The organism is Agromyces sp. NPDC029043 (assembly GCF_055564615.1).
The window spans coordinates 1-12,480 of record NZ_JBVHVX010000006.1 but is presented as its reverse complement, the minus strand read 5'-3'; the positions used below and the strand labels follow the sequence as shown (position 1 = coordinate 12,480).

11 protein-coding genes are annotated in these 12,480 nt (G+C 73.7%); 4 read left to right on the top strand and 7 right to left on the bottom strand.

Going from position 1 to position 12,480, the window contains the following annotated elements:
• Window positions 1-100: 100 nt before the first annotated feature.
• Window positions 101-1,453: an MFS transporter gene (locus ACZ4TW_RS09430; protein WP_465542346.1), complete on the top strand. Its 1,353-nt coding sequence runs from the start codon at window positions 101-103 to the stop codon at window positions 1,451-1,453.
• An 87-nt stretch (window positions 1,454-1,540) separates the two neighbouring features.
• Window positions 1,541-2,941 (top strand): maltokinase N-terminal cap-like domain-containing protein, encoded by a 1,401-nt coding sequence (locus tag ACZ4TW_RS09425; RefSeq protein ID WP_465542344.1) that lies wholly within the window; start codon window positions 1,541-1,543, stop codon window positions 2,939-2,941.
• A 60-nt stretch (window positions 2,942-3,001) separates the two neighbouring features.
• On the opposite strand, the gene ACZ4TW_RS09420 is transcribed toward ACZ4TW_RS09425, so the two are convergent.
• The 7 genes from ACZ4TW_RS09420 to ACZ4TW_RS09390 form a co-directional block, all read right to left on the bottom strand.
• On the bottom strand, window positions 3,002-3,469 hold the full coding sequence (locus tag ACZ4TW_RS09420; RefSeq protein WP_465542342.1) for a methyltransferase family protein: 468 nt from the start codon (window positions 3,467-3,469) through the stop codon (window positions 3,002-3,004).
• A gap of 194 nt (window positions 3,470-3,663) precedes the next feature.
• Entirely contained in the window at window positions 3,664-5,394 is a 1,731-nt protein-coding gene (locus tag ACZ4TW_RS09415; RefSeq protein ID WP_465542340.1) for an acyl-CoA dehydrogenase family protein, read from the bottom strand.
• Window positions 5,395-5,448: 54 nt separating this feature from the next.
• Window positions 5,449-5,985, bottom strand: a complete 537-nt coding sequence (locus tag ACZ4TW_RS09410) for a GNAT family N-acetyltransferase (protein WP_465542338.1) — start codon at window positions 5,983-5,985, stop codon at window positions 5,449-5,451.
• 61 nt (window positions 5,986-6,046) lie between these two features.
• On the bottom strand, window positions 6,047-9,067 hold the full coding sequence (locus ACZ4TW_RS09405) for a DEAD/DEAH box helicase (protein WP_465542337.1): 3,021 nt from the start codon (window positions 9,065-9,067) through the stop codon (window positions 6,047-6,049).
• A gap of 52 nt (window positions 9,068-9,119) precedes the next feature.
• Window positions 9,120-9,593, bottom strand: coding sequence for a GyrI-like domain-containing protein (locus ACZ4TW_RS09400; protein WP_465542335.1), 474 nt, complete (start codon window positions 9,591-9,593; stop codon window positions 9,120-9,122).
• A 10-nt stretch (window positions 9,594-9,603) separates the two neighbouring features.
• Complete coding sequence (locus tag ACZ4TW_RS09395; protein ID WP_465542333.1) at window positions 9,604-10,311, bottom strand: hemerythrin domain-containing protein; 708 nt, start codon at window positions 10,309-10,311, stop codon at window positions 9,604-9,606.
• 120 nt (window positions 10,312-10,431) lie between these two features.
• Complete coding sequence (locus ACZ4TW_RS09390; protein WP_465542332.1) at window positions 10,432-11,127, bottom strand: nucleoside/nucleotide kinase family protein; 696 nt, start codon at window positions 11,125-11,127, stop codon at window positions 10,432-10,434.
• 162 nt (window positions 11,128-11,289) lie between these two features.
• Here ACZ4TW_RS09390 and ACZ4TW_RS09385 point away from each other — a divergent pair, with 162 nt between their 5' ends.
• A complete protein-coding gene (locus ACZ4TW_RS09385) occupies window positions 11,290-11,724 on the top strand; it encodes a hypothetical protein (protein WP_465542331.1) in 435 nt (144 codons plus the stop codon).
• Between the two features lie 35 nt (window positions 11,725-11,759).
• The gene (locus ACZ4TW_RS09380) at window positions 11,760-12,368 is read left to right on the top strand and encodes a DUF4232 domain-containing protein (protein ID WP_465542330.1); all 609 of its coding nucleotides are present in this window, start codon (window positions 11,760-11,762) and stop codon (window positions 12,366-12,368) included.
• Window positions 12,369-12,480 lie beyond the last annotated feature (112 nt).

Here is a 12,480-nt window from a genome sequence, read left to right as displayed (position 1 = left end):
CGAACCGCAACGGATGCCGCACCGCGGGCTCGCCCGCGGTGCGGCATCCGCCTGTCCGGGCGGGCGCGCCATCCGCGCCAGCAGGTAGCCTCGAAGGGACGTGACGAGCCCTGCCCCCATCCCCATCGCCCCGACGTGGCGCCTCTGGCTGCTGTGGGGCGTCGGGGTCGCGGCGTACATCCTCTCGGTCACGAACCGCTCCTCGCTCTCGGCGGTGGGCGTCGATGCGGCGGTGCGGTTCGACGCCGACGCGTCGACGCTGTCGATGTTCGCGGTCATCCAGCTGGCCGTGTACGGGGCGATGCAGATCCCCGTCGGGCTGCTGCTCGACCGGTTCGGCGCGCGCCCGATCATCACGATCGGCATGGCGCTCATGGCGATCGGGCAGCTGGTGCTCGCGTTCGCCCCCGACGTGGGCTGGGCGATCGCGGCCCGCATGCTGCTCGGCGCCGGCGACGCCGCGGTGTTCCCGAGCGTGCTCCGTGTGATCGCGGTGTGGTTCCCGGAACGGCGGGCGCCGTTCATGGTGCAGCTCACGGGCCTCGTGGGCCAGTCGGGTCAGATCCTCGCGGTGCTGCCGCTCGCCGCGCTGCTGCACGCCACCAGCTGGACGGTCGCGTTCGGCTCGCTCGCGGGACTCGGCGTGCTGTTCACGGTGCTCACGTTCGCCGTGATCCGGAACCGGCCGGCGGGCCGCACGGCCGACGTGTCGGTCGACACGCAGACGGGCGCGATGCACGTGGTGCGTTCGTCGGCCGACCTGCGCCAGGGGTTCCGCGAATCGTGGGGGCACCCCGGTACGAGGCTGGCGTTCTGGTCGCACTTCACGACGCCGTTCTCGGGCACGGCGTTCGTGCTGCTCTGGGGGTTCCCGTTCCTGACGATCGGGCAGGGCCTCACGCCGGCGATGGCCTCGCTGCTGTTCACGGTCTACGTCGTGTTCGGCGTCCTCGTGGGGCCCGTCATCGGGGCGCTGTCGAGCCGGCACCCGCAGAACCGATCGCGCCTGCTCGTGCTGCCCGTGATCGCCATCCAGGCGGCCGGATGGCTCGCCGTCATCCTGTGGCCGGGCACCGCGCCGCTGTGGCTGCTGTTCGTGCTCGCATTCGCGATGAGCACGGGAGGGCCGGGCTCGATGATCGGCTTCGACCACGCGCGCACGTTCAACCCGAGCCACCGGCTCAGCACGGCGACGGGCATCACGAACGTCGGCGGGTTCTTGGCGGCGCTGCTCGCGATCCTGTTGATCGGCATCGCGATGGACGCGCAGGGCGCGGGCACCCCCGAGACATACACCCTCGACGCGTTCCGGTTCGCGTTCCTGACGCAGGTGCCGCTGTGGTTCATCGGGACCCTGTTCATCGTCATCGAGCGCAAGCGCACGCGCGTGCACATCGGGCTCGACGAGCCGCGCTCGCGGCGCCGCGACAGGGGCGCGGGCCGGCTGGGCTGAGCGGATGGCGCCGCGCCCGACACCCGCGCGCGTCACAGTCCGCGTCGCTCCTCGACTTCGGGTGCGGCCCGCTCTACTGTTCGAACCATGGACAGCGCCGTGCCCGCGATCGCCGAGTGGATGCCGGCGCAGCGCTGGTACGGCGGCAAGGGCCACGCGCCGCGGCTGCGGCGCATCGGCGCGTGGGAGCTGCCGTCCGCCGATCCCGGCGCGCGCGTGCTGTCGCTGCTGCTCATGGACGACGCGACGGATCCGGCCGTGCTGTACCAGGTGCCGGTCGTGGAGCGGGCGGCGGCCGCGCCGGAGGCATCCGCTCACCTGATCGGCGTGCTCGACGACGGCACGCACCTCTACGACGGACCCCACGACGCGGCGTTCACCGACGCACTGCTCGGCCTCATCCTTCGCGAGGGCCGGGCGGTCGCGCACGGCGCGACCGCGGCCGGGCACTACTCGGGCACGCCCGGTGCTGCGGCGCCGGCCGCGCGCGTGCCCGCCTCGGTGCTCGGCGGCGAGCAGTCGAACACGTCGATCATCTACCGGCCGGATGGCGCGGCGCCCGTGATCTGCAAGGTGTTCCGGCAGCTGCACCACGGCGACAACCCCGACGTGACGCTGCAGACGGCGCTCGCCTCGTCGGGGTCGCCGCACGTGCCGCCGAGCGTGGGCGACGTCGTCGGCGAGTGGGACGACGTGGGTCGGCCCGACGGACGCGCGCGGGGGCATCTCGCGTTCGCGCAGGAGTTCCTGCCGGGCGTCGAGGACGCCTGGCGCGTGGCGCTGCTCGCCGCGGCCTCGGGAACGTCGTTCGTCGACGACGCCCGCGCGCTCGGGGTGGCTGTCGCAGAGGTGCACCGCTCCCTGGGGTCGGCGTTCCCACGGGAGCGCGCGTCGAGCGAGCTCATCGCGGCGACCGACGAGGCGTGGCAGCGTCGTCTCACGATCGCGGTCGCGGAGGTGCCCGCGCTCGAGCCGCACCGCGCCGAGATCGAGGCGTACTACGCGCGCGCCCGCTCCGGTGCCTGGCCGCAGCTGCAGCGGATCCACGGCGACCTGCACCTCGGGCAGGTGATCCTGTCGCCGGAGCGCGGCTGGCTGCTGCTCGACTTCGAGGGCGAGCCGATGCGGCCGATGTCGGAGCGGCGTCGCCCCGACCTGCCTGTGCGGGATGTCGCCGGCATGCTGCGCTCGTTCGACTACGTCGCGGGCGCGACCGAGATCGTGCATCCCGAGCGTGCGGCCGAGGCCCGCGCATGGGCCGCGTCGGCTCGGCAGGCGTTCATCGACGGGTACATCGCGGCATCCGGCACCGACCTCAGCAAGTACCGCGACCTGCTCGCCGCGTTCGAGCTCGACAAGGCGGTGTACGAGGCGATCTACGAGACGCGGAACCGGCCCGACTGGGCGCCGATCCCGTTGCGCGCGATCGAGCAACTGCTCGCGGCCGGGCCGCTGCAGGGCTCGGTGGTGGAGGAGCGCCCGGCGTGACCGTCCGCGCGTCGGGACCGGCGGGACCGGCGCCCGTCGGACCCCGGTCCCGTGCGCTCGTCACCGGATGCCGCGCCGCCAGAGCAGCAGCGGTGTTCGGGCGGCGTACTCGCGGTACTCCTCGCCGAATCGGTCGAGGAGCCGTCGCTCCTCCACGCGCGCCTTGATCACCAGCACGACGAGGAGGAGCACCCACAGCACGAGCAGATCGGGGCGGGCGTGCCAGACCACCCACCCCGCGGCCGCGATGAGCAGACCGACGTAGATCGGATTGCGGGTCAGCCGGTAGGCGCCCGACGTGCGCAGCGGCGCCCCCTCGCGCGGCGAGACCCACGGCACGAGGTCGCGGCCGAGCGCGGCCGTGCCCGCGCCGGAGAGCACGAGCCCGGTGACCACGAGCAGGACCGCCAGCACGGTCGCCTGCTGCCCTACCCACAGCGGGTCGGCCGGAACGGCGAACGGCAGCACGACCAGCACGGCCAACAGTGCGACCTGGGAGACGACGAGCCAGTTCGCGCGATCCTTCACGCATCCATTCTGCCGCCGGACGGTCGGCGCATCCGGGTCGATGGTTTCCAGATCGCTCGTGTCAGCCTCGCCTCACCTGAGGGCCCGCTCACACGAACAAGACGCAGACATCCCCAGACGCGACCTTCCGGACGGCCCGTTTCAGCCCCGCCTCATTTGAGGGCCCGCTCACACGAGCGAAACGGACGGCGCCGTCAGGCTCGCGCGAGGATCGGGGCGAGCTCGATACCGGGAGGGAGCGCGCCGTACATCGAGCCCCCGTCGCCCTCGATCCGGGTGCGGACGAACGCGTCCGCCACCGCCGTCGGCGCGTGCTGCACGAGCAGCGACGCCTGCAGCACGAGCGCGAGGCGCTCGGCGAGTTCGCGGGCGCGGAGCGCCGCCGTCGCGGCATCGGCTCTGGCCAGCTCGAGGACGACCGCCTGCGCCTCGGCCATCTCGAGGTCGAGCGCGGGGTGCGCCCCGGTCGCATCGACGACCACGCCGAAGAACGCGTCGAACGCCGCGGGCTCGCGCTCGAGCACGCGCAGCACGTCGAGCGCGACGACGTTGCCCGAACCCTCCCAGATCGCCAGCAGCGGCTGCTCCCGGTAGCGGCGCGCGAGCGGGAATCCCTCGGTGTACCCGTTGCCGCCCAGGCACTCCAGCGCCTCGGACGCGTGACCCGGCCCGCGCTTGCAGATCCAGTACTTCGCGACGGCCGTCGCGAGGCGCCGGAACGCGCGCTCCGCGTCGGACGCATCGTCGTCGTAGGCGCGCGCGAGGCGCATCGCCGTGATCGTCGCCGCCTCGGACTCGAGCGCGAGGTCGGCCACGACCGCCGCCATCGCCGGCTGGTCGACGAGGAGCGCGCCGAACGCCCGCCGGTTCCTGACGTGCCACGCCGCCTCGGCGACCGACTGGCGCATGCCCGCGGCCGTGCCGATCACGCAGTCCAGGCGCGTGCGCGTGACCATCTGGACGATGGTCGCGACGCCGCGGCCCTCCTCGCCCACGAGCCATCCGTCGGTCGCATCGAGCTCGACCTCGCTCGACGCGTTCGAGCGGTTGCCGAGCTTGTCCTTCAGCCGCTGGATGCGGAACGCGTTGCGCGTGCCGTCCGGGAGCACCCGCGGCACGAAGAAGCACGACAGCCCGGCCGGCGCCTGCGCGAGCACGAGGAACGCGTCGCTCATCGGCGCGCTGCAGAACCACTTGTGGCCCGTCAGCCGGTACCGGCGACCCCACGAGCCGTCGTCGCCGGTCGGCTCGGCACGCGTCGTGTTGGCGCGCACGTCGGATCCGCCCTGCTTCTCGGTCATCGCCATGCCGATGAGCGCCGACGCCTTGCCCGGATCGCCCACCAGCCGGGGCTCGTACTCGCGGCTCAGCAGCCGCGGCATCCATTCGTCGCGCAGCGCCGGCGCCGCCTGCTCGAGCACGGGAACCGCCGCGTGCGTCATCGACACCGGGCACGCGTGGCCGGGCTCGACCTGCGCGAACAGGAGGAACGTCGCCGCGCGGTCGACGTTCGCGCCGGGCCCGGGCGACGCCCACGCCGACGTGTGCGCGCCGCGCCCGACGGCCTCGCGCATGATGCGGTGGTACGACTCGTCGTAGTCGACCTCGTCGATGCGCCGCCCCCACCGGTCGTGGGTGCGCAGCTCGGGCGGGCGCGTGTTCGCGAGCTCGGCGTCGCGCTGGAACGCGGCCGACCCGACGAGCTCGCCGACCTGGTGCAGCGCCGGCGCGGCGCCAGCCGCACCGTCGCCTGCCGGGGTGACGGGGCCGCCGCCCGACCCGGCCGTAGCACCGGCGCGCCCGCCCGACCCGCCGGGGGCGGCACCGCCCCATCGCGCGACGGCCTCGACGAGCGGGACGTTCGCGGCGAACTCATCGACGCCCACCCGCGGCGGCGCCTGGTTCTCGACCTCGTGCGTGATCATCGTCGACCTCCGCGTCCATTCCACACCCGGCGCGCCCGCGGTGCACGGGCCGCGTCACCCGTCGTCGGCGAGCCGCTGGAACAGCACGTGGTCCTGCCACCGGCCGGCGATCTGCAGGTAGCGCGGCGCGTATCCGATCCGCTCGAAGCCGTTCTTCGCGAGCACGCGCTGCGAGCCGGCGTTGTGGGGCAAGGTCGCCGCCTGCACTCGATGGAGCCCGAGCTCGCCGAACGCGAGGGCGAGCGTCGCCCGCACCGCCGAGGTCGCGTAGCCGCGCCCGTTCGCCGACGATGCGACCCAGTAGCCGAGGTTGGCCGAGAGGAACGGTCCGCGCATGATGCCGCTGAGGGCCATCGACCCCACGATCGCGCCATCGTCGTCGAGGATCACGAGCGGCAACGACTCGCCCGCGGCGTGGAGCCGCAGCGACGCGGCGATGATCTCGGCTTGCCCCGCGACGGTCACGAAGCCGTCGGGCCGGAGCGGCTCCCACGGGGCCAGGAACTCCTGCTCGCGCGTTCGCACGGCCGACAGTGCCTCGGCGTCGCCCGGTTCGATCAAGCGGACACGTGCGGGTTCGGGGGCGGCCACGATTCGAGGCTACCCACGCCGAACGCCGGGGCGCCACGGCGCAGGTCAGCCGTGGAGCAGGTCAGCCGTCGAGCAGGTCGCGCAGGTCGGCGGCCGTGATCGCGCCATCCGCCCCTGCCGCGGCCCCGCCCTCGGGCCCCGCGTCGAGCACGGACGCCGCAAGCTCGCCCTTGCGCGCCTTGAGCGCCATCACCTTCTGCTCGATCGTGCCCGCGGCGACGAGCCGGTAGACCATCACCTGCCGGCGTTGCCCGATGCGGTGCGCCCGGTCGACGGCCTGCGCCTCGCTGGCCGGGTTCCACCACGGGTCGAGCAGGAACACGTAGTCGGCCTCGGTGAGGTTCAGCCCGAAGCCGCCCGCCTTGAGGCTGATGCAGAAGACGGATGCCTCGCCCGAGCGGAACCGCGCGATCTCCTCGTCGCGGCGACGAGCGGGCGTCGACCCATCGAGATAGGCGAACGGCACTCCCGCGGCATCCAGCCGACCCGCGACGCGGCCGAGGAACGACGTGAACTGGCTGAACACCAGCGCCCGATGCCCCTCGGCGAGCACGTCGTCGAGCTGCTCGAACAGGGCGTCGAGCTTGGCCGACGGGACGCCGGCGTGCCGTTCGGCGTCGACGAGCGACGCGTCGAGGGCGAGCAGTCGCAGGAGCGTGAGCGAGCGGTAGACGATGAACCGCTGGCGGTCGAGGTCGTCGATCAGGCCGAGCAGCTTCTGCCGCTCGCGCTGCAGCACGACGTCGTACAGCCGGCGGTGCTCGGGCGCGAGGTCGACCTCGAGCACCTGCTCCTGCTTGGGCGGCAGCTCGGGCGCGACCGCCTCCTTGGTGCGGCGCAGCACGAGCGGACGGATGCGGCGCCGCAGGCGCTCGAGCCGTTCGACGTTGCGGTCGTCCTCGATGGGGCGCCGGTACCGTTCGTCGAACGCGCGGCGAGACGGGAACAGGCCCGGCGCCACGATGCGCAGGATCGCCCAGTGCTCCCCGACGTGGTTCTCGAGCGGGGTGCCCGTGACCGCGAGGCGGAACGGCGCACGGATGGCGCGGGTCGCCTCGTGCACCTTCGTTGCCGGGTTCTTCACGAACTGCGCCTCGTCGAGGATGAGCCCGCCCCACTCGAGCTCGGCGAACGCCTCGGCCTCGAGCCGCAGCACCGCGTACGTGGTCACGACGACGTCGGCGTCGACCGCGACATCGGCGAGCGATCGGCGGCGGGTCGCCTGCGTGCCCGAGACGGATGCCACGCGCAGCCCGGGCGTGAACCGCGCCGCCTCACGCGCCCAGTTCGAGGCGACCGAGGTGGGCGCGACCACGAGGAACGGCCGGGGCGCATCGGCCCCACCCGCGTCGACCGCGTGCTGGATCAGCGCCAGGCACTGCACGGTCTTGCCGAGCCCCATGTCGTCGGCGAGCACCCCGCCGAGGCGGTTCGCCCAGAGGTACGCGAGCCACCGGAACCCCGCGAGCTGGTACGGGCGCAGCGGCAGCGCAAGGCCGGCGGGCGGGCACAGCTCGTCGACCCGCCCGTCTTCCAGCGCCGCGACGGTCGCGCGCCACGAGACCGCGGGCTCCGCGACATCGGCCAGGTCTTCGAAGTCGACCCACAGGCTGGTGCGGCTGCGGTGCACGGGCAGTCGGCCGGTCTCCCACTCGGCGAGGTCGCCGGCCTCCTCGATGAGGTCGCGGAGTTCGGCGAACACGGGCTGCGTGAGCGAGAGGTAGGACTTGTCGACCAGCAGCATCCGCTTGCGCCCCTGCGCCAGCGCGCGGAACAGCCGCATGAACGGCACGGCCTTGCCGCCGACGGTGATCACGACCCCGAGGTCGAACCAGTCGGCCCGATCGGACTCCACCGCGGTCACGCGCACCTCGGGGCGGGCGGTCGCCTCGCGGTAGTCGGGGCGTTCGCCGCGCACGTCGATCCGGAACACCGCGCGCGGCGAGCGCGTCGCGAGCGCCTCGAGCCGTGGCATCCGCTCGGCCGTGAACCGCGCCGCATCGACACCGCGCAGCACGACCGCATCGAGCGGCACCCAGCCGAGCTCGTCGGCGACGCGGGCGAGCAGGTCGTCGTCGAGCTCGGGGTCGTCGACGGCGGCGGATGGCTCGACCGGGATCGCGCGCCCGTCGGCGTGCTCCCAGCGCCACGCGAGTCGCAGCACGTCGCCCGGCTCGAAGCGCGCGTCGAGCACGAGGATCGCGGGCGGCAGCGGCGGCGGGGTGAAGCTGCCGTCGCGGCTCGTCACGGCGAGCGAACGGGCGAGCGCGTGGAAGTGGGACGCCCTGAAGTCGGCCACCTCGGCCGCGGGCACCCGGATCGGGTCGGGCGCGGCCAGCACGCCCCCCTCGGTGTGCCCGAGCCCGCGGCCGGCGAGGGGCGCCAGCTCGATGAGCCCGGCCTCGAAGTCGAAACGGTAGACGCCGTGGGCGGCGACCGGCCGGGCATGCTCGAGCGCGTGGTCGTCGGCGTCGAGCGTCAGGGTCGGCGTGAGCGTGAGTGCGCCGTCGGCCGCGACGGCAGCGTCGAGCCCGATGGCGGCGCCGCCGTGCAGGACGACGTGGGGCGTGGCATCCGACCCGACGAGCGCGATGCCGAGCCGGCCCGCCTCATCGAGCAGCGCCCAGAGCAGCGGGCTCTCGAAGTCGTCGATCGTGATCCATTCGGAGCCGTAGAGGTGCACTGACGGCCCGGCCCCCTTGAGCATCGCGAACTGCGCGAACCATCGCGACTGCGCCGGGTCGACGCCGGCCGCCGAGGCCTGGAACCCGATGTTCTGCCAGGTGAGTCCGCCCTTGATCCACGCGCCGCGCGAGCCCGGCGTGACCGGTCGCACCGCGAGCCGGTCGACGGCGACCGCGCGCCGAGCGGGCTCGTCGCGCGGGCCGCGCCACTCGCCGTTGCGCCGGTGCACGCGCCGCCGCAGCTCGAACTGCAGCCCGAGCCGACGTGTCGCCGGGCGCCCGGCGGCCGACGCCCCATCGGTTCGGTCGGTGGGCGCTCCTCCGGGCGAGCCGATCTCGGCGAGCGCGCTGCGCCAGTCGCGCGCCGCGCCGGCGGGCGGCAGCGGATCGGCGGGCATGCCGACCATGCTCGCATGCGCCGCTGACAGCGCGCGCGGCGCCGACCTGCCCTCAGGCGGCGGGCTTCAGCGGGCAGAACACGACGGTCTTCACCTGCTCGTCGGGCGTGCCCGGCGGGCTCCAGTACTCCTCCCACATGGTGGACTCGTCGATCTCGCGTCCGTGCAGCGCCATCGCGGCGGCGATCGCGTCGTACGCCTCGGAGATCGTCGCGTAGGGGCCGATGTGGACCGTGCTGGCGACTTCGCCCTCGGGCAGCTCGTCGGGCACGACCTCGCCCTCGGGCTCGATCGCGGACGGGACGATGAACCCGGCGGCGACCCGCAACGAGCCCGACGCGGGGTCCATCTCGGTGTAGCGGCCGATCGCCGGGCCGTCGCCGAGGAGGCCGCGCGGCCCGAGGACCGAGGCGACGCGCTCGAACGCGGAACGCATGAAGTCCGGGATCTCGTCGAACGTCGTGCGGGTCTGCACGACCGCCGCATCCTTGCGGGGTACCAGGGTCACCTGCACGTCGTGGTCCATCGACATCCCCTCATCTCGTGCCGGTCAGCTGCGCGCGGTTCGCCTCGTAGTCGCGTCGGCCGATCAATCGCCACGCCCACCGCGCCGGCGCGGGCAGGTGCTCGTGCAGCCACTCGTCGCCGCCGTCGGGCTGCGCGGCCAGGATCGCTCCGACCTGCTGCCAGGTCTTGCCCTTCGGCGTGGCCTTGCGGCCGTGCACGGATGCCGCGTCGACCTCCTTCTGCGTCAGCACCGTCTCCATCACCGGCACGATGTTGGCCTCCTCGTCGGGCAGGTGCACGGCGAGGGCGCCGTTGACGCCGTCGAGTGCGGCGAGCACCGCCGCGGCATCCGTCGCCGTGCCCCGGGCCCGCCACGCGGGAAGCGCCGCGTCGAGCTCGCGCAGGTGCACGAGCATGACGGCGTGCTGCTCCTTCATGCGCTCCACGTGGCCGGCGCACGCGGGCGCGCGCTCGTCGAGCGTGTCCCAGAGGTGCTCGTCCTCGAACTCGTGGTGCGCGTGCAGGCTGACCGACAGCATCGCGAGGTGGTCGCCCACGGTGTCGGCGTGCGCGGCATCCCCATCGGTCACGCCGCGCACGAGCGCCGGGCCCTCGCCGAAGCTCGCACGGTACATGCGGTGGATCTCGACCATGCCGCGCGCATCGCAGGTCTTCGCAGGCGCTCCCCCGTTCGCCCCGGGCGGGTCGCCGCTCGGCGGCAGTGCGGTGGCGGCCATGTCGTGCTCCGATCGTCGGCGACGGATGCTGCTGCGCGCGACGTTACGACCCCACGCGCGCTGTGGCAAGACTCGCCCGGGCCCCTCATCGGGGGCGGCCCGTCCACCCGGCGGCGTGGGTCAGGCCCCGACCTCGACCGACCAGGTGACGCCGGAGATCACCATGTCGGCGCGGGCGACGGTCGGCTCGATCACCTGCGCGTTCGCGCCGTCGACCTCGAGCGCCCACGCGCGCGCCGCCTCGGGCGTGCGCCCCGACGCGGTGTGGCGCGCCACGAGGCGACGCACGCGCTCCTCCTCCGGCGCCTCGATGAACCACGCCTCGTCGACGAGGTCGCCGACGTGCTGCCACGGCCCCTCGTCGACCAGCAGGTAGTTGCCCTCCACGACGACGATGCGAGCGGATGGCTCGATCGCGATCTCTGCCGCCACCGGCTCGTCGACCGACCGGTCAAAGCCCGGCGCGTACACGATGCGGTCGGTCTCGGCCAGCACGCGGTCGAGCAGGTTCGCGAAGCCCCATCCGTCGAACGTGTCGATCGCGCCCTTGCGCTCGCGCAGGCCGAGCCGGTCGAGGGTCGCGTTCGCGAGATGGAACCCGTCCATCGGCAGGTGCACGGCGGTTCCCGCGCCATCCGTCGCCGTCAGCTCGGCCACGAGCGCCGTGGCCAGCGTCGACTTGCCCGCGCCGGGACTTCCGGTGATGCCGATGAGCACGCGGTGGCCGGATGCCGCGGCGAGCGCATCGCGCGCCATGCCGGCGAGCGCGGCCAGCGCGTCGGCCGTGCGCGGCGACGCGGGATCGGGTGAGGTCATACCCCCCAGCATGGCGCACGCGGGATCGAGCGGGAACGGATCGAGCAGGAACGGATCGGACGGGGACGCATCGAGCAGGAATCGAGAAGCGCGCGCCGCAGCATCCGCGTAGCGTGACGACCACGAGCCGATTCCGGGCTCACCATCGTGGAGGAGGACATCATGGCCGAGAAGACCGAGGGGCTGTCGGAGTTCGAGCGCGAGGCGGTCAAGGACCGCGCGAAGGAGCTGCGTGCCGAGGCGAAGGCGGGCAAGAACCGCGCCGCCGGCGAGAAGGTGATCCGCGAGGCGATCGACGCGATGGAGGGCGGCGACCGGGAGATCGGCGAGGGCTTCTACCGGGTCGTCTCGGAGGTCGCCCCGCAGCTGATGCCGAAGACGTATTACGGCATGCCGGCGTTCGCCAACGGCGACGGGAAGGTCGTCGTGTTCATGCAGCCGTCCGTGAAGTTCAAGGCGCGGTACTCGACGATCGGGTTCGACGACCGCGCCGCCCTCGACGACGGCGAGATGTGGCCGACGTCGTTCGCGGTGCTCGCGTGGACGCCGGCGGTCGAGGCGCGGCTCAGGGAACTCGTCGCCACGGCGGTCGGCTGAGCGCGGCCGCGCAGTGCAGCGCGTACCCTGACCGCATGGGGGGACGAACGATCGGTGCGGCCTGCGTCCTCGCCGCCGCACTGCTGATGACCGGATGCGCGGGTGGCGGGGCGACGCCCACCGCCTCGCCGACGACCACGACGACGCCGAGTCCGACGCCGACCTCGAGTCCGACGCCGACACCGACCGGCTCGGTCGATCCGAACGCGCCCGCCGGGCAGTGCGCCGACGATGCGCTGCAGGTGACGATCGAGGACCTGGGCAGCGGCGCCGGCTCGACGGGCTACGACCTGGTGTTCACGAATACCGGGAGCGAGTCGTGCGAGCTCCGCGGGGCCCCGGGCGTCTCGGTCGTCAACGACGCGGGGGTGCAGCTCGGCGAGGCCGCCGAACGCCAGGGCGACGAGGACCCGCCGACGCTGACGCTCGAGCCGGGCGGATCGGTCGCGGCGTCGCTGCAGGCGGTGAACATCGCGCCCGACGGCGGTCCGCTCGACGACTGCCCGGTGGTCGAGGGCTCGGCCTACCTCGTGTACCCGCCGCACAGCTTCACGGCCGTCGAGGTGACGACCGGCCAGCCGGTGCCGGCGTGCGAGAGCTCGACGTCGTTCCTCACCGTCGGGCCGGTGCAGGCGCGGAGCTGACGGGCGCGGCGCCGAGCGGCGGGGGGGGGGGGGGGGGGGGGGGGGGGGGGGGGGGGGGGGGGGGGGTGTTGGGGGGGGGGGGGGGGGTGGGGGGTGGTTTTTTGCCCCGGTG